Here is a 21,153-nt window from a genome sequence, read left to right as displayed (position 1 = left end):
CCTTTAGAGAGCGGCTGAACCGGAGTCTGCGTTGAAACCGTAGAACTTGTTCTGCATCAGCAGTGGCCTTAGTACTGCTGGGATTTGAGAGGGATCAGTGTCGCGTCGGACGTTGGAACTGGCCGTTCCCGGTATGTGCAGTGGGAGCACATCCAGCTGGGCACCATGGCTTCGGAGCATGGCGATGGCGGTGTGGTTCACGGGCCAGCCTTCCCTAGGCACGATGATCAGCCGACAGCGGGCCAGAAGTGCGTCGGCCTCTTTCCAACGCAAGACCTGATCCATGAGGTCGCTGCCAATGACGAAGCAAAGCACCTGGCCAGGCCAGAGGGTCTCAGCTCGTTCAAGCGTGGTGATGGCCCAGGGACTGCTGAGCTCTTGCACCAGTGTCAGGCGCGGATCACCGACGGACTGCACCAGTGCTTGCAGCAGTGCGCCTCGCTGTGCAAGCGGTAGGGCATGTTGCTTGCCTGGGTTGTCACTGGCCCAGGTAACAACGCGAGTGAAATGGGCCAGCAATTGCTCAAGCAGGGCCTGATGGCCACAGGTGGGTGGATCAGCGCTGGTGCCAAGCAGAGCGATGGCACTCATGGCAGCACATCCGCGATGCTTTTCCGCTGGCTGTGATGGGGCCAGTCGTTCAACAAGAGGCGCAAGTTTGGATCGCTGCCTGCCAGGTGACGCAGGAGGGAGGCTGGCACCGGTTGACTGCGGCGTCCGCGTCCCTGTTGTTCCAACAGCCAGCGGGCCGTGAGTCGGCCCGTCCGGCGGGTGGTATGAACTGCCAGGGCTGCCTGGGCGATGGCCACGGGGGCTGCCGGGGCGAGACTCAGGCCTGCTGTGAACGGCACCGCTGCCAAGAGCAGCTGGCGGATGCCGGCCAGTGCGGCCTGAATGCCCAGTTGTGCGCCACCGATCAGGGCGTTGTGGCCTGAGAGTCGTTGGAGCAGGCGCCGGGCCGCTGGGCCTCCCATCGGCAGCTCATAGAGCTGGCAAAGCTGCATCACCAAGGCGGTGTCGCAGGCCAGTCCACCGGCTAGATCGACAATCACTAGTGGGTTGGCTGCCACTCCTGTGGCCTTGAGTGCGGCAAAGCGACCAATCAGACTTTGGGCATCACGGCGTCTGCGTTGCAAACGCCCTTGTTCGATCTGTCGTTGCAGTCTGTCGGCTTGCCGTAGGGCATTGAGGGCAAGAAGCGGTGCCCCTTGCGCGCTGAGAAGCTGGACCAGAACCTGATGCAGTGCATCGACGCGTGCCGGTTGCCGATGGCCTCTGACCCGACCGTCTTGGAGAAGAATGGCCTGTCGTGGTGCAGCGGCCACCGCCACTGGTGAGCGCAGACTCAGGCCAGCAGTGGAACCGCAGTGGTCACTGATGCGCCGCCGAATGCTGGCCAGCAGGCTGAGGCGTTCCGGTTCAGACCAGCAATCGCTCCGATTCAGAACTGGCAGCACCGGTTTGCCGCTTGCCACAAGGCTGTCGAGGGCGTCGAGTTCGACTCGACTGATGTCGGCATCGAGCACCAGCAGCACCAGATCCGATTGCAGAGCAACACGCGCGGCTAAGCGGGCTCGCGCTTCAGCAGAGACTTCGTCGATTCCAGGGGTGTCCACCAGTTCCACCCCCTGCAGACCTGGGATTGTCTGTGGCCAGGCCACTGCTTTCTGGAGGCGCGTGCAGCCATGGGCAACGTCGGTGGCGAGCAGCGCCTCCCCAGCGAGAGCATTGACCAGACTTGACTTGCCTACCCCCACTCTGCCGAAAACGGCCACGCGAAGACGGCGATCGCGCAGCCTTTGCATCTGCCGGTCAAGGTGGGTCATGCTTCCGGCCAGCGTGCTGCGTTCTCTGCCGCTGAGGCTGAGTTCACTGCGCCAGCGATGCAGCAGCTCCAGGGCATGCTCCAGCGTGGGTGGCGACACGTCCCTCACGGTGTCGCTCCGGTGGTTGCTGAGGATTTGCGCCACCAGCCGGCCAGCACAGCCAGGACGGAATCGGCTCCGATCACCCCTACAAAGCCACCGAATTCATCCACAACCACCCGCACCCCGCTGTTGTCGCGTCGAAAGCTTGTGAGCAAACGGTCAACCCGGATCATTTCGGGAACAAATTCGACTGGTTCTGCCAGGTCGAAGGCGCTGAGATGACCTTTGTGTTCCAGCAGAGCGGTGAGCAGATTCTCACGGCTAGCGACGCCCAACACGTTGTCGACTTCCTTGCCCAGGACTACCCACCATGGAGAGGAATTATCGACCAACTGTTGGCGTAGTTGATGCAGGCTCGCGCTGCCGGCCAGGGTTGGGGCCGCCACCCGCGGGGTCATCAGCTCACGGGCAGTGAGGTCATTGAGCTGAAACACCTTGGCGATCATCGCCGCTTCATCGGCTTCGATCTGCCCCTTCTGGGATCCCAGGCGTGCAAGGAGCCGGATCTCGTTCTCGTCGGTGCTGATCTCGTTCTCTTCTGTGATTGCAGGAAGTAGCCGTTCGAGCAGCAGCACCAGTGGCCGCATCAGCACCCCAAGGGCTTGCAGCACTGGTGCACTGCTGAGGGCTACCGGCAGGGCTAAGCGTGTGCCGAGGGCCTTGGGCAGGATCTCGCCAAGGAGAATCACCAGCACTGTGAGTGCTACAGAAAACAGCGGTAAAGCGACCTCGCTGAAGTCGTGCTGCTGGAACACCCAGGCGGCATACCCGCCCAACATCATGCTGCCAAAGATGTTGAAGGCGTTGTTGGCGATCACCAGCACCGACAGGGTGCGCCCCAGGCGTTGCCGTAGGCGGGCCAGGGTGCGAGCACCTGCAAGGGGCTTGGTGCGACTGGCCAGTTCGTGCAGGCGCACGGGGTTGACGGAGAGCAGAGCGGCTTCGACACCCGAGCAGAGGGCGGACCCGGCGAGAACTACCACCACCATCAACACCAGGATCAGTAGATCGGAGCTCATGCCGGGACGCTTTGCCTGCCATCCTGACGGTTCCCTGTCGCTCTGTCTCCGCCGTGATCGATCAGCACTGCCACGCCGAGCGGCGCCAGCGCTTCCTCGAGCTGCTCGGTGGAGCCGCGGCCGTCATCCCTGCTGCACCGCTGGTCACCCACCATGCCGACTGTGAATGGCCGTTCCGTCAGAACAGTGACTTCTGGTACCTGACCGGTTTCGATGAGCCCGATGCCGTGGCGCTGCTGCTGCCCCATCGCCCAGAGGGCGAGCGCTACGTCTTGTTCGTTCAGCCGCGTGAACCCGGCGCCGAAGTTTGGACCGGGAGACGCTGGGGAACCGAGGGCGTTGTTCACCATTTCGGGGTGGATATTGCCCATCCCCTGGCGGATTTATCCACCTTGCTGCCGGACTATCTCCAGGGCGCGGAGGGCATTGCCTTTCGCGTCGGTCACCATCCGAGAGTGGAGCCATTGGTGCTCAAGGCCTGGGCTGGCCAGCTGGATCGCCAGCCTCGCGTCGGATCGGCTGCCCTGGCCCTGGTGGCCCCCTGCCCGCTGCTGCATCGTCTTCGTCTGCAGAAGACCCCTGAGGAGCTCGAACGCCTGCGGAAGGCCTGTGGGATCTCAGCCGAGGCCCATGAACTGGCGCGCCAGGCGGCGGCACCCGGTGGAAGTGAACGGCAGATCCAAGCTGTGATCGAGCAGCACTTCCTCGCCTCTGGTGCGCGGGGGCCTGCTTACGGATCGATCGTGGCCGGTGGAGATAACGCCTGCGTGCTCCATTACATCGCCAACAGTGCCGTGTTGCGAGATGGCGACTTGCTATTGATCGATGCAGGCTGCTCGATCAGTGACTACTACAACGGAGACATCACGCGCACCTTCCCGATCAATGGGCGCTTCAGTGGTGAGCAACGGGCTCTTTATCAGCTGGTTCTGGACGCTCAGAACGCTGCGATTGCCGCGGTGAAGCCTGGCGGCAGCGCCGAAGAGGTGCATGCCACGGCTCTGCGCGTGCTTGTCGAGGGCCTGCTGGATTTGGGGCTGCTTGCTGGGAATGCCGATGGCGTGATTGAGCAGGGCGCCTACCGCCATCTCTACATGCATCGAACAGGTCACTGGCTGGGCCTTGATGTGCACGATGTGGGTGCCTACCGCTTGGGTGAGCATCCGGTGAGTCTCAGCCCGGGCATGGTGCTGACAGTGGAGCCTGGGCTGTATGTGAGCGACCGTTTGCCTGTTCCTGAAGGCCAGCCCGCCATCGAGGAGCGTTGGAAGGGCATCGGTATCCGTATTGAGGACGATGTGGCGGTGCGTGATTGTTCCGAGGTGGCCTGCGGCCATGAGGTGCTCACGGCCGCGGCGCTCAAGGAGACTGTCGATATTGAGGGGTGAATCTCCCTTACCCCACGAGCTGTAAGGCGATCCATACCACTCCCACGGTGAGCAGCATGAGCCCATCCAGCTCATTCACTCGCCCGCTCATTGGGCGCACCAGCACAAGGGTTAGTACCAGCAGCACCGATTCGAGTGGCTCAAGGCCGAGAATCACTTCCGTTCCAGTCCATTCACCTATCAGCAGGACCGCTGGCACGGTGAGACAGAGGGTGGAAAGTGAGGACCCATAGAGCGTATTCAGTGAGCGTTGCAGCTCGCCACGGCCGGCGGCCTGGAAGGCATTCAGTGCTTCAGGCGCCACCACCAGCAGTCCAACCAAAAGTCCCCCCAGGGAGCTGGGTAAGCCCAGGTCTGTAATGCCGGTTTCGATCAGGCTGCCCATGGACTCCGCGAGCAGAACCAACACCAAAAGACCGCTGGCCATCAAGACGCCATGACGGCGCACGCTTTCCTGGACTTCGCCTGATGGCTGATGCTCTTCGGCGTTTGCTTCCCGTCCCTGGCTGAGCGCCAGTTGTTCAGGTGTGTCTAGAAACAAATTGCGATAACTGCCCACCTGCAAGCGCAGAAAGATTCCATAGAGCCCAATCGACACCAGCGCGAGCAGCCAGTTAATCGGGAGGGAGTAGTTCGCATCGAGACTGTCCTGGCTGAAATTGGGCAAGACCAGAACCAGCACGCTCATTGTGGTGATCAGGTTGATGTAAGCGGAGGCGCCGCTCTGGTTGATCGCTGCCAGGTCTTCAGGCTGCATGGGTGTGTCACGGCCTTGCTTTTGGAAGCGCGACGCCAGGATCAGGGTGATTCCCTTCACGCCGGTGAGCACGATCATCAGCACCGAGAACATCGAATCCCTGGCAAGGGTTGGGTTGCTCTCGCCTGTGAGCATCGTGCTGGAGACGAGCGCCAGTTCGATCACGATCACCGAAGCGGTGAGAACAAGCGTGCCCAGCGGTTCTCCAAGGGCTTCAGCGAGATGATCCGCTTGGCTCGCGATCCGACGTGCCAGCGCGAGCACAAGCAGACTCAGCAGGCTGAGCCCCCCCAGTACCAGACTCGCGGATTGATCAAGCAGCCACGTCAGCAGCTCACTGGCCTCAATCACAACCAGGGTGAGGAGTCCGAGCAGCAGTGCCCATTCCTTCCTAAGCGTGGCAATCACGACAGGTCCTTCACCCAGTTCAACGCTTCAGTGGTCTGGCTGAGGATCACATCCGCACCGGCCTCTTGGAGGGCCTGTTCGTAACGAGCACGCGCCTCAGCTTGGTTGACTGTCTGCAGATGGGGAGGAACCACCGCCAAACTGACAAAGCGTTGTTGAGGCCACTGTTCCCGAGCTCGCATCACGGTGTGGACGTCTGCCACGGTGTCGCCTAGGTAGCCCACAGGAGGTGCCGTCGCGGAGAAGGGCTGGCCAAGTAATTCGGCTGCCAGGCGCAGAAATCCGCTGGGGTCAGGTTTGTCTGGCGCATCCCCCATGGCGATCAAGGCTGGGTTGATCAGCCCCAGTCGTTTGGAGAGAAGAAAGCGTGCGGAAGGAGGTTCGGCCCCACTGACGAATCCCCAGCGCACATTGCGGTTCGTCAGGGTGCAAAAGAATCCTGGGTCCACCAATAACGGTTCATCACAGATGTAGCCGTCCCAGGCCTCTGGCTCGCCGTCTGGATTGGCGCCGAAATAAAAGCGGCTGAAGACCGTGATCAGTGCATCACGGTCGGGCAGCGTCGCCTTGTCGATTGGATGGCTGATCCAGTGCCGTCGCAACAGTTCCAGGCTTGCGTCCCAGTCGTTGTTCCAGACGCCTTCTCCCTTGAGAGCGTCGATGCAGCTCGGTTCAGGGCACCAGCCGCAGTAATGCTCCACCGTGGATTGCAGGGCACGGCGGTAACTACCCGCCACATCGCGGATGACTCCATCGATGTCAAACAGCAGGAGGCAGCTGGGCGGTGCAATGGATCGGTCCAGAGATCATCCAAGGTTGGGGCGGCTGGTAGGTTAGTTCTTTGTCCTGAATTCTTGAGCGCTGACACCATGACGGTTTCCGAAGGCGCTGCTGCCGACCAGGAGGTCGCAACCGCAGCACCAGCAGCCGATTCCGCCCCCCAGGAAGCGCCGGAAACCGGCAGCACTGAACAGGAGCAGGAACCCAAGGAAGGCCGTCCGGTCATGCGTGGCGGCAGTGCTGCACTTGCCTCGGCCACCATCGATGCTGATGGTGTGCCCTCCGGCTATACCCCCAAAGCCGATGAAGGCCGTTTCTTACTGAAGATCCTGTGGCTGCCCGACAACGTGGCTCTGGCTGTCGATCAGATCGTTGGTGGCGGTCCCAGCCCCCTCACTGCTTATTTCTTCTGGCCCCGTGAGGATGCCTGGGAAACCCTCAAGAGCGAACTCGAGGGCAAGAGTTGGATTACCGACAACGAGCGGGTTGAGGTGCTTAACAAGGCCACTGAGGTCATTAACTATTGGCAAGAGGAGGGCAAGGGCAAGAGCCTCGACGAGGCCAAACTCAAGTTCCCCGACGTCACTTTTTGCGGAACCGCTTGATTTGGCTTTCAGCCTTGGATTTTCGACGACCTGCTGAGCCGGGTCGTTTTTTTTGCCTCATGGTCCTCGCCGGTGGCCGGTTGCTTCCCTATGGCAGCGTTTGGAGCCTTGCCGCTGGTAGGGATTGTTCGGGCTGTTGCTTGATCTTGGCTGGTACCAAGCAGTGGTTGGGCCTGATCAGGCCAGCTGTGAGGATGGAGAGGTGGCGACGAACGCGATCTGTTCTCCAGGCACAAAAAAACCGGAGAGTTTGATCTCTCCGGCCTTCTGTGTTGCGGGGTTGGACCCTGCAGTCTTGATTACTTGCTGGCTTGCATGCGTGCACGAGCACGATCAAGCGATTGCTGAGCTTTGACTTTTTCCGGTGTGGAGGGCTGGCCTTCCAGGCGGGTGACATTGGCCCGCGCTGATTCCAGTTCAGTCGCGGCTTTATTGGTGTCGATGCTGCTTCCTAGCTCGGCAGCGTTGACCAGAACTGTGACATCGTCAGCTTCAACTTCTGCAAAACCGCCCATCAGAGCGATGGACTGCCAGTCGTTGTTAGTACGTACGCGTAGTACACCAACATCAAGAGCGGCCAAGAGAGAAACGTGGCCGGGGAGGATGCCAAGTTGGCCTGTGGTGCTGGGGAGGATGACCTCATCAGCGGAACCATCAAACACGCTCTGGTCGGGCGCCAGCACGCGAAGGGTGAGGGACATGGGAAGTCAGAACGTGGGAGCGAAAAAAGCCATAAAAGAAGAAGATAGGGACATCAAAATGATGTCCCTATTCACGAATCAACCCTTGGCTTCGGAGGCGATCTTCTCAGCCTTGGCCTTGACTTCATCGATGTTGCCAACAAGGTAGAAGGCCTGCTCCGGCAGTTGATCCAATTCACCGGCGAGGATCTGGTTGAAGCCGCTGATGGTTTCTTCCAGCTTGACGTACTTGCCAGGCATGCCTGTGAAGATCTCAGCCACAAAGAAGGGCTGGGAGAGGAACTTCTCGATCTTGCGAGCGCGGTCAACAGTTTGACGATCGTCTTCTGAGAGTTCGTCAAGACCAAGAATGGCAATGATGTCCTGGAGCTCCTTGTAGCGCTGCAGGGTGGACTGCACGGCGCGAGCGGTGCGGTAGTGCTCGTCACCCACAACGGCTGGCTGCAGCATGGTGCTGGTGGAATCCAGAGGGTCCACAGCGGGGTAAATGCCTTTGGAGGCCAGGGCACGGTTCAGCACCGTGGTGGCATCGAGGTGAGCAAAGGTGGTCGCAGGAGCGGGGTCGGTGAGGTCGTCAGCAGGGACGTAAACCGCCTGAATCGAGGTGATGGATCCTTCAACGGTTGAAGCAACACGCTCTTGGAGAGCACCCACGTCGGTGCCGAGGGTGGGCTGGTAGCCCACAGCGGAAGGCATGCGGCCGAGAAGTGCGGACACTTCGGAACCGGCCTGCACGAAGCGGAAGATGTTGTCGACGAACAGCAGAACGTCCTGCTTGTTCACGTCGCGGAAGTGCTCCGCCATGGTCAGAGCGGAGAGACCCACGCGCATCCGGGCGCCGGGGGGCTCGTTCATCTGGCCGTAGCAAAGGGCCACCTTCGACTTGGAAAGGTCCTCGGAGTTGATCACCCCGGATTCCTTGAATTCCTCGTAGAGGTCGTTGCCCTCACGGGTGCGCTCACCCACACCACCGAACACGGAGACACCACCGTGCTCCTTGGCAATGTTGTTGATCAGCTCTTGAATAAGAACGGTTTTGCCGACTCCGGCACCCCCGAACAAGCCAACCTTGCCGCCCTGACGGTAGGGGGCCAGAAGGTCGATCACTTTGATGCCCGTTTCAAACACCTTGGGCTTGGTCTCAAGCTCGGTGAGCTTGGGAGCGTCACGGTGAATCGGGGCTGTGGTGGTGGTGTTAACAGGGCCTTGCTCATCAACAGGCTCACCGAGCACGTTGAAGATGCGCCCCAGGGTGGCCTCGCCAACAGGCACGGAAATGGCAGCACCGGTGTCAATGGCATCCATGCCACGCACCAGACCATCAGTACCGCTCATGGCCACGGCGCGGACGCGGTGGTCACCAAGCAGTTGCTGAACTTCTGCGGTGAGAGCAACCTGTTCACCTGCCGTGTTCTTGCCTTCAATCCGAATCGCATTCAGGATTTTGGGCAGCTTGCCGGCGGGGAACTCCACGTCCAAAACCGGACCGATGACCTGACGGACAACACCCTTGGTACCGGCGGTAGCAGCAGCAGCCATAAGAAAGGAAGAGTTCGAGGGAACGGAGCAAAACAATGCTCTGAAGGCATTCCCTTCCTGAGCGGCGCAACCATACCACCGCAACCGTTGGCTGAGCATGGTTCGGTCAACCGCACGCTCAGGTGGTAGTCGGACCCTGCTGCTGAGGCATAGGTTGGCAGTCATCGACCTTGAGTGCCAGTCGCCTCTGAGTCGATGCGCGGCGCTCGACGCCCTCTTTTCTGCTTCCGCAATCAACCATGGCTGCTGTTTCCCTCAGCGTCTCCACCGTTAAGCCACTCGGAGACCGCATCTTCATCAAGGTGTCTGCTTCCGAAGAAACCACTGCTGGTGGCATCCTTCTTCCTGACACTGCCAAGGAAAAGCCCCAGGTGGGTGAAGTCGTTCAGGTTGGCCCCGGCAAATGCAACGACAACGGCAGCCGTCAGGCTCCTGAGGTTGGGGTCGGCGACAAAGTCTTGTACAGCAAGTATGCCGGCACTGACATCAAGCTCGGTAGCGATGAGTACGTGCTTCTTTCCGAGAAAGACATTCTCGCAGTTGTGAACTGATCAAGTCCATCGCGTCGTTTCGACCCGGCTGACGCACTTGGTCCTCCGGATCATCCCGGACCTATCAGGTTTTTCTTTTTCTCTCATTCCCTTCGCCCGCTATGGCAAAGCGCATCATTTACAACGAGAACGCCCGTCGCGCTCTCGAAAAAGGCATCGACATTCTCGCCGAATCCGTTGCCGTCACCCTGGGCCCCAAGGGGCGCAACGTTGTCCTTGAAAAGAAGTTCGGCGCCCCTCAGATCATTAACGATGGCGTCACCATCGCCAAGGAGATCGAGCTCGAGGACCACATCGAGAACACGGGTGTGGCTCTGATTCGTCAGGCTGCGTCCAAGACGAATGACGCAGCTGGTGATGGCACCACCACCGCGACAGTTCTGGCTCACGCCATGGTGAAGGCGGGCCTGCGCAACGTGGCTGCTGGAGCCAACGCCATCACCCTCAAGAAGGGGATCGACAAGGCATCTGACTTCCTGGTTGCCAAGATTGAGGAGCATGCCAAGCCGATCGCTGACAGCAATGCGATCGCTCAGGTGGGCACCATTTCTGCCGGTAACGACGAAGAAGTCGGCAAGATGATTGCCGACGCCATGGACAAGGTTGGTAAGGAAGGTGTGATTTCCCTCGAAGAGGGCAAGTCCATGGAGACCGAGCTCGAGGTCACCGAGGGCATGCGCTTTGACAAGGGCTATATCTCCCCTTATTTCGCTACCGACACCGAGCGGATGGAGGCCGTCCTCGAAGACCCCTACATCCTCCTCACCGACAAGAAGATCGGCCTGGTGCAGGACCTGGTTCCTGTGCTCGAACAGATCGCCCGCACCGGCAAGCCTCTGCTGATCATTGCTGAGGACATCGAGAAGGAAGCTCTCGCCACTTTGGTGGTGAACCGTCTGCGTGGTGTTCTCAACGTGGCCGCTGTGAAGGCCCCTGGCTTTGGCGATCGCCGTAAGGCCATGCTCGAGGACATGGCTGTTCTCACAAATGGTGAGTTGATCACTGAGGACCGCGGCCTCAAGCTCGACAACGCCACCTTGGAAATGATGGGCACCGCTCGTCGCGTCACCATCAACAAGGACACCACCACCATCGTTGCCGAAGGCAACGAGTCTGATGTCAGCGCTCGTTGCGAGCAGATCAAGAAGCAGATGGAGGAAACTGACTCCACCTACGACAAGGAAAAGCTTCAGGAGCGCCTGGCCAAGCTTTCCGGCGGCGTGGCCGTGGTGAAGGTTGGTGCAGCCACTGAAACCGAGATGAAGGACAAGAAGCTTCGTCTCGAAGACGCCATCAATGCGACTAAAGCGGCTGTCGAAGAGGGCATTGTTCCCGGAGGCGGCACCACCCTGGCTCACCTGGCTCCCGCTCTGGAGCAGTGGGCTGCTGACACTCTCAGCGGCGAAGAGCTGATCGGTGCCAACATCGTGGCTGCGGCTCTAACCGCTCCCCTGATGCGCATTGCTGAGAACGCAGGTGTCAATGGTGCGGTTGTGGCTGAAAACGTGAAGGCCAAGTCCTTCAACGAGGGTTACAACGCTGCCAATGGCGACTATGTCGACATGCTCGCTGCAGGCATCGTTGATCCTGCCAAGGTGACTCGCTCTGGCTTGCAGAATGCCGCGTCGATCGCCGGCATGGTTCTGACCACCGAGTGCATCGTTGCTGACATGCCTGAGAAGAAGGATGCTGCTCCCGCCGCTGGCGGCATGGGCGGCGGCGACTTCGACTACTGATGAGTTTCTGGGAGGGTTCATGTCCTCCCGAACGCTTCAGTGACGTCACAGACACGCTTTTGGGGGCACTTTGGTGCCCCTTTTTGATTGCCTGCCCGTTTCGGGTTGCGTGGAACATGTTCCTTGTTGAGTCCCTATCAGCACTGCTGGATGTTTTGTGTGGAGCATTGTGCGGCATCAGTCGCATAGGTGGATATAGGTGCAGCAATGCAGATTGCGTCAGGTAGATGGATGGATTGGTGGGGTCCAGTGGTTGGCTGGGTTGCGTCTGCAATGCCAAGATTGGACAGTTTGTATAGGTATGTCTATGCATGCCTGTACAAGGGCTGGTGCCTGTTTGCTGGATGGTTTGCAGGATCTGCCTCTGCTTGTCTTGTTGTGCGCCGAACGAGCCTTCGGTGGCCGTTCCAATGGAGCGATTCATTGTTCTTTTGAAGTCTCAACCCAGGGGAAACGCGCCCCATGGATTAGGGGTCTCCACAAAAAGGAGGACATTGACCTGTTCCTTCAGTGACTTCCGGAAGCAATCGTCGTCAAGTGGCTGGCGCGGCTGGAGTCCGGAGGGGGCAAATTGGCCCCCCTAGCTTCTACAACACCGATATAGTTGTATCAATACCTTTGCCCTTCTATGTCAAGGCCAGGTGCCTTTGCTGCCAACTTTTCTCCGGACACTCTGAACCGGTTTAGGGGTCTCTGTAAGCAACAGGGAAAGCAATACACAAAGGTGCTGGAGAGGTTGGCAGAGGTTTATCTGGAAACGGGTGGTGCAGTGCTGGATGCTGCTGTCTCGTCTGTTCCAGTGCCTGATGCCAAAAAGAGGCAGGTTCAGGTCGAATCCCTCCAGAACAAGTTGCTTGAAGATCTCCTCAAGAGGGTGGAGGTGTTGGAGAAGCAGAAGGTTAAGACGGACTATGAAATCGAGAGGGTGCAGAAGTCCGTTGCATTTATCCGGTCAGGATTGCAGGAGCCCAATCAATCCAAATAGGATTACTCCTTGAAAACGGTTGGATGCATTTTTACCGGTAAGGCTGCCTTCGCTTTCTCCAATTTTGGTAGTCGCTAATAATAGAACTGGATGATTCAAAGAAGATCCCAGCTGCTAGCAGGCATTGCCCAATGCTGAAGGATTGGAGCCAGTCTCCGGCCTTGAAAGAGCAGGATTCCTCTGCATAGGGCAAGAATGATCTGCCTTCCCAGCTCCTGGAACATGATGAATTAAGTTTCCCCTATTGCAGTGGGCCCAGTGTCTGCTCTCCTTTGCAGGTTGAGAAAGAGTTGGGGTGCTGCAAGTAATCATGCAAATATTCCCTGTGGGAATAAGGCCATGCCTACGATGCTTGCCTAGTTCAGTGACGTATTGACTATTTTTGATTTAGAGCCTTGAATGTATCAATGAATTGAGCATTAGCTGAGCCAGCCCGCGCTGAGGATCACGGCCAGAGTTAGAAAAATTGCAAGGAAGGTCCATGTGATGCGGTTGAGCGTGGATTCTGCGCTACTTGCACTCGTAAACATTGAGCTGCCGCTAGCGGCAAGACCACCCATGCCATCGCCCTTGGGACTGTGCAGTAACACCAGAAGGATGAGAATGAGTCCACTGCCTATCCAGACCCAGGAGAGAATGGAAGTGAGCATATCTACAGAAATAGGGGTGATGAATTAGACCGGTTGGGGAAGTCTGGCACTGAAGGCAGACCCGGCTTCGACCGCTTCGATCAGGCTGGATCCTGACATGGCTTCCGGCTTCGGAAGCTCTAGCAGCTGGAGCAGGGTTGGCGCGATATCGGCCAGGCCGCCGTCGTCGCGGAGATTGATCGAATTGCCCATCCCTGCGACCTTGCGCTTCTCGCCTTCCACCAGAATCACGGGCACAGGGTTCGTGGTGTGTGCGGTCCAGGCCTGACCGTCAGGGCCCTGCATGAGCTCTGCATTGCCGTGATCCGCAGTGATCAGCAGGGTGCCTCCCATGCGACCCACCGCATCAAGCAGGCGGCCGATGCAGTGATCAACGGTTTGTATGGCTTCTGTGGCTGCTGTCATCACGCCCGTGTGGCCGACCATGTCCGGATTGGCGTAGTTGATCACCACCAACGAGTATTCACCCTTCTCGATCGCTGCAATGCAGCTGTTGGTAAGGATGTCAGCCGACATGGCAGGGGCTTCGTCGTAGGTGGCCACTCGTGGTGACGGCACCAAATGGCGTTCTTCTCCCTCTAGAGGCTGTTCGATGCCGCCGTTCAGGAAATAGGTCACATGGGGATATTTCTCCGTTTCTGCCGTCCGGTATTGCTTGAGACCATGTTCAGCAACCACTTGTCCAAGGAGATGGTCAAGGGATTCAGGGGGGAAGGCCACGGCAACAGGGAGCCCGGCTTCGTACTGGGTGAATGTCACCACCTCCAATTTGGGTTGATTGGCTCGTTCGAACCCTTCGAAGGATGGGACTGTGAGGGCCTGGACCAGCTGGCGAGCACGGTCGGGACGGAAGTTGAACATCACCAGCCCATCGCCATCCCGCAGGAAGGTGTCGCTTAGCCGAACAGGTTCGAGGAATTCATCGGTAATGCCTTCTGCATAGCTGGCGGCCAGGGCCGCCTCCACATCGCTGTCGCTGATGTCGACCGCCGGGTCGGTGAACAAGGTGTAGGCCTTGGCGGTCCGTTCCCAACGGTGGTCGCGATCCATGGCCCAATAGCGTCCACACAGGCTGGCGATCTCGCCAATGCCGCTGCTTTTGATCGCTTTGCGCACCTGCTGGATGTAACGGGGGGCGCTTTCGGTGGGTGTGTCGCGGCCATCGGTGATCGCATGAATGGCGACCCGGCTGATGCCCGCGTCCGCTGCCCATTGCAAGAGGCCACAGAGGTGATCCACATGGCTGTGGACCCCGCCGTCGGAGCACAGCCCCAGCAGATGGAGCGTGCCACCGCTGCTGCGCAGCGACTCAGCCAGCTGGGCCAGGGCAGGGGTCTGGCTCAGCTCACCATTGCGGACCGTTTCCGTGATGCGAACCAACTCTTGGCGGATGATCCGGCCTGCCCCGATCGTGAGATGCCCCACCTCGGAATTGCCCATCTGGTTGGCAGGAAGGCCCACGTGAGCACCGCTGGCTTGAATCAGACTGTGGGGATACGCATGCCAGAGGGCATCCATCACAGGCGTTGCAGCGCTACGGATGGCGTTATGGGTCTCTGTCTCCCGATGTCCCCAGCCGTCGAGGATGGCCAGAACCACCGGCGCGACTGGGATGCTGCGATTGATGGCTTTATCACTGCTAATCGTCACGCTCACTCCGCGGCTATTCGTTCTTAAGAGCTTCTCCATATTCAAGTTACCTCCAGAGGCCCCGATCGCGATGGCTGCTCTGGGGTCGGTCAGGTTTTGCTCACGCCAACGCTCATAAACTGAGTGGCCTCGGCGACAGAGTCATGACTGCTCCTGCAGGATCCGAGCGGATTGAACTCCTCTCTGCCCAGGATCTGACGCGGACGCTGCAGCGTCTGTCCAGCCAAGTGCTGGAAACCGTTGAGGACGGCGAAGCGTTGTTACTGCTGGGCATCCCCACCCGAGGGGTGCAGCTTGCCCGCGTGCTGGCCAAGCAGCTTGAGACGATGGGCGGGTATCCGCTGGCCCAGGGAACGCTTGATCCCACCTTCCACCGGGATGATCTGCAGCGTGTTGGCACACGCATGGTTCAGGCCACTGATCTGCCGATCAGCGTGGAAGGGCGGGATGTGCTGCTGGTCGACGACGTGATTTTCACGGGTCGCACCATCCGTGCTGCTCTGGAGGCGCTTCAGGCGTGGGGGCGCCCCCGCCGGGTCATGCTGTTGGTGATGGTGGACCGTGGTCACCGCGAGCTACCAATTCAGCCTGATTTTTGTGGCCGTCACGTGCCTACACGACGGAGCGAAACCATCGAGCTGCGCCTTCAGGATCTGGATGGTGAAGAGGGTGTGTATTTGCGTCGGGAGCAATGAAATGCATTGATGACAAAAAGGCATGCACCATCCAACCGCTCACTTTGTCAGCGCAGATCTGTCGCTCTTTGATGACCTCAGTCAGCGACGCTGAGCTCATCGCTGCGGAAATGGGCCTTGTAGCGACCGAAGGCGACGATCACAGGCAAGGTCGGGCTGATCGGTCGGCCTTTCCATTCATTCAGAACGCTCACCACTTCACCGCTAGTGCCTTGCATGTCGAAGGCCTCCCCCCTGTGCTGAGGGTGGTTGAAGACCACAACGTTGGCTGACACGACAACTTTGTCTCCGGGTTGCATGAGCCATTGCGTTCCTGGCGGCATTTTGTCATGCGTGCCACGCCCTTAGGGGCTGTTCCTCTTGCAAAGACTTTCTGGGCCTTCTTCTTCAACATGACCGCCCACATCACCGCAGCCAGCCTGGAATGCCTGCCAGGGCTCGAGTCCTTCCGCGATTCTTGCTTTCACGGCACGGTCCAGATCCGCTTGGGACACGCTGTGGGCAGGAAGGTCGCCATGGTTGTGGTGCTCCTCATGGTCTTTGAGCGCATCGATCGCTGCTTCGACCTTTGCTCGTAAGGGTTCTGATCGGCTCTGCCACCAGGGGTGATCCAGTCTGTTGAGAACTGCGAGAGCTTCCCACCAGCGTTGTTTCTCCACCAGATCAGCAAGGCGTTGGTGGTCGAGTTGATTGCGGTTCCAGGTCTCGCGGATGCTGTCGCTGAGTCGGTCGCCTCTGGAGCGGATGCTGGTTTCCATCGGTGCCAGCAGCTCAAGGGCCGCCTCGATGTCACCATCCCGGAATGCCTCCAGTGCTGTGCGTTGCAGGTGCTTGCGCCAGCGCGTTAGGCGCTGACGATCGGTGCGTTGGTTCTCACTGGAGCCGACAGCGGAATTGACCAGCTGTTCTTGGAGCTGGAGAGCTTCGGCCTGGCGCCCTGTGTCCCAAGCTTCTTGAGCGGCACGTCTTCGGCATAGGGCTTGCTCCTCAGGTACTTTCTGACCCAGCCAGCGCAGGGCTGCAAGCTGTTCGCTGTAACGCAAGCAGGCCATGTTGTCGCCCTCAAGGAGCGCATTGGACAGGCGTGCGGGGAGCTGACGTTCCCACCAGTACGCCAGGCCGCAGAGCATGGCCACTCCGCCCAGGGTGAGCCCAAGCCAGTAGCGCGGGAGCCAGTGGCGTCGGAGCGCCAAGGAGGTGGAGGCAAAAGATCACTTCTTTCTATGGAGATGACCACCGCTTCTCACGTTGCGGTGGACGGACGGTCCACCGCCCTGATCCCCAGGTCAGAGATGTTCAGCGCACGCGTCCCAGCTTTCTCGGTTCAATCGCTGCCCCGGTGCGGAGGTCTTCTCCGTCCATCAGCAGATCGGCAGCATCATCGAGACGGAAGTGCAGTTTCAAGCAGTCTTGACCGGGAGATCCAGGCTCATCCAGCGCAATGCTGCTGACGGGCTGATCCCAGGCTTTGATTTCGGGCGTGCCCTGGTGCTCCTGAACAGTGGGCAATCCGTTCCGGAACACCACGTCATGGCGTGCCTTGTTGTCGGGCTCTCCGAGCACCAGCTCGATGCTGCTCTGATCCTCCCGACCGGCAGCAAGCACAAGCGTGAGGGGAGATTCCGATGGCCAGGTCTGTCCGGCGACAAATAGTGGGTGCCAGTGATGGGTCCCGCTGCGCCGGTCCCAGCAGCGCAGAGACACCCCCCGGTGCAGCACATCGCGCACGCGAACCCCAGGCGTCAGGCTGAGGGCGCCTTTGGCAACAGCCTCCACAGGGGGCGCACTCAGCAGAGGCACCGGTCGGGTGCGCTTGCTGAGCCAATCCCGAAGCAGAGGTAGCTGGGCACCGCCACCGACGGGTAGGACGCCCTGCAGATCTTCGAGTTGGCACGAATGCTGTCGGGCTCCGGCGAGCGTTTGCTCCAGCAGATCATCGAGGACCTCGAGAACGCCTCGTTCCACAAGCAAGGTCTCTAGCTGATGGCGGCTGAGGCGCAACTCGTGCTGTGAGCCGTCGTCGGCTGCCGCGAATTCCGTGAGTACGGTTCTGTCTGCCAGTGTCGGGTCACTCAGGCGGCATTTCAGCCGTTCAGCTGCGTTCAGAACCGCTGGGGTGGGCTTGCTGATGCTGGTTGGATCCGCAGATGGGTGGAGATATTCCACGATCCAGTGGTCGAGATCTCGCCCCCCAAGCTGAAGACCTGCTTTCCCCAGTACCCGAGCGCAGCGAAGGGTCTGGCGACTGTTGTCGAGACTCTGGCCTCCAAAACGAAGCAACTGGGCGAGAGGGGCTGCCCGCCCTTCTCCTCCCTCCAGAGCCACGATGGAAAGGTCGATGGTGCTTCCACCCATGTCCACCACGAGCAGCCGGCTGCCTGGTGCGAGGCCGGCCCCAAGAGCTGCTGCGGTGGGTTCGTCCACCAGGGCCACCTCGTCGATGGGCAGGGCTTGACTGGCCTGGAGAAGCCATTGGCGATAGCCCCGGTAGTGCTCCACTGGCGCCGTCAGCACGAGACGCTTGATGTGCAGATCAGTCGGTAGCCGTTTCCAGATTTGCAGTAACAGTGATTCCGCCGCTGCCTCTGCGCTCAGGCTGGTCTGGTTGGAATCGAGAGGTGCTGGTGCCCCAATCGCCCGTTTGAAATCACGCAGCAGTTGAGGGGCATCACTGTCTCCAAGGCCGGCATCCAGGACCTGACGTCCGACTAGGGGATTCGGGTCTTCCTGGCTTTGCGCCCAGATCAGGCTCGGCACCTGGCCTGGGGAACGGGTGATCGACTCAAGCTCCAATAGTTTTGGGTCAGGAGTCTGAGGACCTTGGAACGCGACCACCGTGGTGGTGCTCCCAAGGTCGATGGCAAGGGTGCCTGCGTTTTCGGAAACCTGAAGGTTTTGTTCGTCCGTAGGGGCCTGGTCCACCGCCATTGGCAGGTTGGTGAGAGGACGAGGTTACGGGGAATCTGAATGGATCGCTTGCAGCGGCTCGTGTGGTCCTTTTATCGGGAGGAACCTCAACTGGAGGCTCAGTTGGAACCCTTGCGTGACTGCAAGTTGTCCCGTAGCTGGGGGAGTATCCGGGTGGAGTGCGTGGATGCCCGCCATTTGGAGGAGGTCAGCGCTCTACTGGCTCTGCTGCGCCGTCCACTAGCGGCCATGGGGCTGGGACGTCAGATCGTTTTGAAGGTGCCAGGCAGCCTGCAGCGCACCTACCCAATGCATGTGCCGTTTCATAGTGACCTCCTCACCTAAGATGGGAAAACCTTGCGTGGACAAACGTGATCAGTGCCGGTGTGGATTCCCAGGATCTGGCCAAGCGCGGTGAAAGCCTGATTCGTCAGTCCAGCAACCGTTATCTCACGACCGTCCGGATTGCATTCCGTGCCAAGCAGCGTCGTTTTGATGATTTCGATGGACTGCTTGAGGAATCCAGTGTCAAGCCCGTGCAGAGAGCCATTGTTGAGCTCAGCGATGAGCAAGATCAGCCTGACTTGCTGCCTGGATGATTCAGCAGGAGGGCCCAGGCTGGCGCTTGGCCCGGGATCTATCCCGTGCTGATTTCCCTGCCTTGATTGGTGGAGAGGGATGGGCCTTTGAGCTCACGCAGAAGGAGAGTCAGGTGCTGATAGCACTGCTGTGTGAACTCACCGATCAGCATCAAGCACTTCAAACCCAGTTGATGTCTGAAGAGTCCATCGAGCTGGAGATGGAGCTTGAGCCCTGGTGGGGATGTCTTGAAGGAAGCAGGGAGAACTGGAGTTTGCATGTCGTGCTTCAAGGGGCATGGACCGGCCGTGGCGTTGAGGGGCATTGGCCTGCGCCGGCTGCCCAGGCCTTTGTGGCTGCGATGAGAACGGCCTGGGACACATCCGGGAATAAGCAGGGCTGATCAATAGCGCTTTGTGTGATTTTTCCCAGAATTCACGACGTCCTTTCACAGGTTTTCCACACGCTTGCGGTCTGGATCGTTCTCCTGGGGGGGGTTCTGTGGAAAAGCGCTGGTCGTCGGGTCTAGGCCTTGACGGCGTCCTGGTCGGTTCAGGATTTCATGCAGGTTTTGCATCGCTTGCTCTGAAAGGGGTTCAGGCCTTGTGTCTTATTCGGAGATTGGATGCGACTCCCTTGTTCGCGCGTCCTTGACGTTGGCTGACGAATGTGGAGAACTGGTTAGCGTTCGAGGGCTTCAGGATGCAGCACGTGCAGTCAGTGGATCAGGAACAGGCCATTCTTCCTTGCATGGAAACTCGGGTCTCCGCCGCTTTGGTGGATGAGGTCACTGAAGCAATGGTGAGCTTCCATGCTGAGCTGCCGGAGCCTCTGCAGCAGGCCATGACCAGCTTCATCGAGCGCTACCCCAATTGGGACCAGTACCGATTGATTCAGGCAGCTCTCGCTGGCTTTCTGGTCCAGAACGGAGTGGAATCTCGCGAGATCACCCGTCTCTACGTGGGCAATATGTTTCGTCGCCAGTCCTTGCTCCAGGGCGCTTGAGTTCGGCAACTGGCCATCAGAATGAGGGCACTGAACGGGAGGCTGAGAATCAGGCCCAGGCAGGCCCCCATCAGTCCAACCAGGTTGATACCCAAGATCAGGCCGACGAGAGCCAAAACCTTCAGCCGGTTCTGCTGCACAAGTTTGCGGCTGTGTTCCATTGCAGCCAGGGGTCGATAGCCGTGATGAATCAGGAGGGGCAGGGCCAAGCACTGTGCGAAGGTCCAGGCGATTAGAGCAACGCTGCCAATCAGCGCACTCAATGCTGCGAGCACGCCGCTGTGAGCGATCAGGGTGCTAAAGACACTTCGAATCGCCGTGATGCCGCCAAACAGGATCAAGGCTTCAATCAGCACGAGTGCCAAGGATTGACGCAGCAGCCAGGGGATGCGCTCCCTGGTCTGCGGACTGTCGTGTTCGTCTGGGCCTGCACTGGGTAGCAGCGTGTCGGCAAGCTGCAGAAGCGCGAGAAGCGGCACAAGCGGAGCTAACATGGAGAGCACCCAGAACAGGTCTCCGAGGTGCCGAACCCAGGCATGTCCACTGGTGTGAAGCTCCTGGGCCAGGCTTCCTAGGCCAAAGGCGCTGATCAGAGCCAAAGCCGCCAGGCCGACACAGGGCCAGGGTGCGCTGCAGAAGCCAATCCAGGCGCGCGGCAGAACTGTGCTGAGTGGAAGACGTTCCGGGGGCATGACGGCCTATCTCTTATTGGAGAGGACCGAGACGCTTGAGTAGATCGATCGCAATTGCAGAACTCACTGGCAGGATCGACAACCTGTTGCCGCGTCTGACAACGGTCAGTTCTTCAGGGCTGTAGGTCTGCTTGAGGGCATCCAGGCTGAGCATCGTCTTGAATTCTCCGAGATAGCGGAGCCGCACGCAGTCCCAGCGGGGAGAGTCTTGTTTGGATGCAGAATCGTGATACTTCGAATTGCTGTCGAATTGGGTGGGGTCAACGATGCCCAGTTCGCAGACCTCCATCAGGCCGACAATGCCTGGAGGTTTGCAATTGGAATGATAGAAAAAGACGTGATCACCGATCGCCATGGTGCGCATGAAGTTGCGAGCCTGGTAATTGCGAATTCCATCCCAAAGGGTGGTTTGTTCGCGTTTTAGGTCGTGGATCCCATAAACGTCCGGCTCGCTTTTCATCAGCCAGTATGAAATATCAGTCATGGCAATTGATCTTGGCTGTTTAGACTATTGCAATACCGTGGCATGGTTGGGTGGTTTCTCCGCTGAAAACAATGGGTGAGTGCCCAAGCTGCGC

Annotated in this window: 24 protein-coding genes; 10 read left to right on the top strand and 14 right to left on the bottom strand. The window is 59.3% G+C overall.

Going from position 1 to position 21,153, the window contains the following annotated elements; genetic code table 11:
* Window positions 1-3: 3 nt before the first annotated feature.
* Genes DXY10_RS11795 through DXY10_RS11785 form a run of 3 tightly spaced genes read right to left on the bottom strand, consistent with a single transcriptional unit; the run spans window position 4 to window position 2,947 of the window.
* Window positions 4-591 (bottom strand): nicotinate-nucleotide adenylyltransferase, encoded by a 588-nt coding sequence (locus DXY10_RS11795; RefSeq protein WP_115019518.1) that lies wholly within the window; start codon window positions 589-591, stop codon window positions 4-6.
* A complete protein-coding gene (locus DXY10_RS11790) occupies window positions 588-1,934 on the bottom strand; it encodes a GTP-binding protein (protein ID WP_371411152.1) in 1,347 nt (448 codons plus the stop codon). Before DXY10_RS11790 ends, DXY10_RS11795 begins: the two co-directional genes overlap by 4 nt.
* Window positions 1,931-2,947, bottom strand: coding sequence for a CNNM domain-containing protein (locus tag DXY10_RS11785; RefSeq protein WP_115019516.1), 1,017 nt, complete (start codon window positions 2,945-2,947; stop codon window positions 1,931-1,933). The genes DXY10_RS11790 and DXY10_RS11785 overlap by 4 nt, the downstream gene beginning before the upstream one ends.
* Window positions 2,948-2,958: 11 nt before the next feature.
* On the opposite strand from DXY10_RS11785, the gene DXY10_RS11780 reads away from it, so the two are divergent.
* Window positions 2,959-4,335 carry an aminopeptidase P N-terminal domain-containing protein gene (locus tag DXY10_RS11780; RefSeq protein WP_115019514.1) on the top strand — a complete coding sequence of 459 codons (1,377 nt, stop codon included), beginning with the start codon at window positions 2,959-2,961 and terminating at the stop codon, window positions 4,333-4,335.
* A gap of 7 nt (window positions 4,336-4,342) precedes the next feature.
* Here DXY10_RS11780 and DXY10_RS11775 read toward each other — a convergent pair whose 3' ends face one another.
* A complete protein-coding gene (locus tag DXY10_RS11775) occupies window positions 4,343-5,500 on the bottom strand; it encodes a calcium:proton antiporter (protein WP_244282286.1) in 1,158 nt (385 codons plus the stop codon).
* Window positions 5,497-6,291 (bottom strand): TIGR01548 family HAD-type hydrolase, encoded by a 795-nt coding sequence (locus tag DXY10_RS11770; RefSeq protein ID WP_115019512.1) that lies wholly within the window; start codon window positions 6,289-6,291, stop codon window positions 5,497-5,499. Before DXY10_RS11770 ends, DXY10_RS11775 begins: the two co-directional genes overlap by 4 nt.
* Before the next feature lie 78 nt (window positions 6,292-6,369).
* Here DXY10_RS11770 and DXY10_RS11765 point away from each other — a divergent pair, with 78 nt between their 5' ends.
* Window positions 6,370-6,885, top strand: a complete 516-nt coding sequence (locus DXY10_RS11765; RefSeq protein ID WP_115019511.1) for a 30S ribosomal protein PSRP-3 — start codon at window positions 6,370-6,372, stop codon at window positions 6,883-6,885.
* Between the two features lie 299 nt (window positions 6,886-7,184).
* On the opposite strand, the gene atpC is transcribed toward DXY10_RS11765, so the two are convergent.
* Window positions 7,185-7,586 carry an ATP synthase F1 subunit epsilon gene (gene atpC, locus DXY10_RS11760; RefSeq protein ID WP_115019509.1) on the bottom strand — a complete coding sequence of 134 codons (402 nt, stop codon included), beginning with the start codon at window positions 7,584-7,586 and terminating at the stop codon, window positions 7,185-7,187.
* A gap of 78 nt (window positions 7,587-7,664) precedes the next feature.
* A complete protein-coding gene (gene atpD / locus DXY10_RS11755) occupies window positions 7,665-9,125 on the bottom strand; it encodes a F0F1 ATP synthase subunit beta (protein WP_115019508.1) in 1,461 nt (486 codons plus the stop codon).
* Between the two features lie 239 nt (window positions 9,126-9,364).
* On the opposite strand from atpD, the gene groES reads away from it, so the two are divergent.
* The 3 genes from groES (at window position 9,365) to DXY10_RS11735 (ending at window position 12,397) form a co-directional block, all read left to right on the top strand.
* Entirely contained in the window at window positions 9,365-9,676 is a 312-nt protein-coding gene (gene groES / locus DXY10_RS11750; protein WP_115019506.1) for a co-chaperone GroES, read from the top strand.
* A gap of 101 nt (window positions 9,677-9,777) precedes the next feature.
* On the top strand, window positions 9,778-11,412 hold the full coding sequence (gene groL, locus DXY10_RS11745; RefSeq protein WP_115019504.1) for a chaperonin GroEL: 1,635 nt from the start codon (window positions 9,778-9,780) through the stop codon (window positions 11,410-11,412).
* A gap of 628 nt (window positions 11,413-12,040) precedes the next feature.
* On the top strand, window positions 12,041-12,397 hold the full coding sequence (locus DXY10_RS11735) for a hypothetical protein (protein WP_115019501.1): 357 nt from the start codon (window positions 12,041-12,043) through the stop codon (window positions 12,395-12,397).
* A gap of 419 nt (window positions 12,398-12,816) precedes the next feature.
* Here the strand turns inward: DXY10_RS11735 and secG are convergent, their stop codons facing one another.
* Together secG and gpmI are read right to left on the bottom strand one after the other, a co-directional pair.
* Complete coding sequence (gene secG, locus DXY10_RS11730; RefSeq protein WP_115019499.1) at window positions 12,817-13,047, bottom strand: preprotein translocase subunit SecG; 231 nt, start codon at window positions 13,045-13,047, stop codon at window positions 12,817-12,819.
* Between the two features lie 24 nt (window positions 13,048-13,071).
* A complete protein-coding gene (gene gpmI, locus DXY10_RS11725; protein WP_244282284.1) occupies window positions 13,072-14,703 on the bottom strand; it encodes a 2,3-bisphosphoglycerate-independent phosphoglycerate mutase in 1,632 nt (543 codons plus the stop codon).
* 137 nt (window positions 14,704-14,840) lie between these two features.
* On the opposite strand from gpmI, the gene pyrR reads away from it, so the two are divergent.
* Complete coding sequence (pyrR, locus tag DXY10_RS11720; protein ID WP_115019496.1) at window positions 14,841-15,392, top strand: bifunctional pyr operon transcriptional regulator/uracil phosphoribosyltransferase PyrR; 552 nt, start codon at window positions 14,841-14,843, stop codon at window positions 15,390-15,392.
* Between the two features lie 77 nt (window positions 15,393-15,469).
* On the opposite strand, the gene DXY10_RS11715 is transcribed toward pyrR, so the two are convergent.
* The 3 genes from DXY10_RS11715 to DXY10_RS11705 form a co-directional block, all read right to left on the bottom strand.
* Window positions 15,470-15,691: a ferredoxin-thioredoxin reductase variable chain gene (locus tag DXY10_RS11715; protein ID WP_115019663.1), complete on the bottom strand. Its 222-nt coding sequence runs from the start codon at window positions 15,689-15,691 to the stop codon at window positions 15,470-15,472.
* Window positions 15,692-15,736: 45 nt separating this feature from the next.
* Window positions 15,737-16,585 (bottom strand): hypothetical protein, encoded by an 849-nt coding sequence (locus tag DXY10_RS11710; RefSeq protein WP_115019494.1) that lies wholly within the window; start codon window positions 16,583-16,585, stop codon window positions 15,737-15,739.
* Window positions 16,586-16,688: 103 nt separating this feature from the next.
* Window positions 16,689-18,320: an Hsp70 family protein gene (locus tag DXY10_RS11705; RefSeq protein ID WP_115019493.1), complete on the bottom strand. Its 1,632-nt coding sequence runs from the start codon at window positions 18,318-18,320 to the stop codon at window positions 16,689-16,691.
* A 39-nt stretch (window positions 18,321-18,359) separates the two neighbouring features.
* Here DXY10_RS11705 and DXY10_RS11700 point away from each other — a divergent pair, with 39 nt between their 5' ends.
* From DXY10_RS11700 to DXY10_RS11685, 4 genes are all read left to right on the top strand, one after another.
* A complete protein-coding gene (locus DXY10_RS11700) occupies window positions 18,360-18,644 on the top strand; it encodes a hypothetical protein (protein WP_115019491.1) in 285 nt (94 codons plus the stop codon).
* Between the two features lie 26 nt (window positions 18,645-18,670).
* On the top strand, window positions 18,671-18,898 hold the full coding sequence (locus DXY10_RS11695) for a DNA-directed RNA polymerase subunit omega (protein ID WP_043692626.1): 228 nt from the start codon (window positions 18,671-18,673) through the stop codon (window positions 18,896-18,898).
* Complete coding sequence (locus DXY10_RS11690; RefSeq protein WP_115019490.1) at window positions 18,895-19,281, top strand: DUF1818 family protein; 387 nt, start codon at window positions 18,895-18,897, stop codon at window positions 19,279-19,281. Before DXY10_RS11695 ends, DXY10_RS11690 begins: the two co-directional genes overlap by 4 nt.
* Before the next feature lie 347 nt (window positions 19,282-19,628).
* Window positions 19,629-19,883: a DUF2811 domain-containing protein gene (locus DXY10_RS11685; RefSeq protein WP_115019661.1), complete on the top strand. Its 255-nt coding sequence runs from the start codon at window positions 19,629-19,631 to the stop codon at window positions 19,881-19,883.
* Here DXY10_RS11685 and DXY10_RS11680 read toward each other — a convergent pair.
* Both DXY10_RS11680 and DXY10_RS11675 read right to left on the bottom strand, forming a co-directional pair.
* Window positions 19,835-20,575, bottom strand: coding sequence for a hypothetical protein (locus tag DXY10_RS11680; RefSeq protein WP_115019488.1), 741 nt, complete (start codon window positions 20,573-20,575; stop codon window positions 19,835-19,837). The genes DXY10_RS11685 and DXY10_RS11680 overlap by 49 nt on opposite strands.
* Window positions 20,576-20,588: 13 nt before the next feature.
* Entirely contained in the window at window positions 20,589-21,059 is a 471-nt protein-coding gene (locus tag DXY10_RS11675) for an EVE domain-containing protein (protein WP_115019486.1), read from the bottom strand.
* Between the last annotated feature and the right edge of the window lie 94 nt (window positions 21,060-21,153).

Source organism: Synechococcus sp. UW140 (assembly GCF_900474295.1).
In the GTDB taxonomy this organism is placed as follows: Bacteria; Cyanobacteriota; Cyanobacteriia; order PCC-6307; family Cyanobiaceae; genus Synechococcus_C.
Note: the sequence above shows the minus strand (reverse complement) of the source record. Positions and strands in the feature narration are given on the sequence as shown.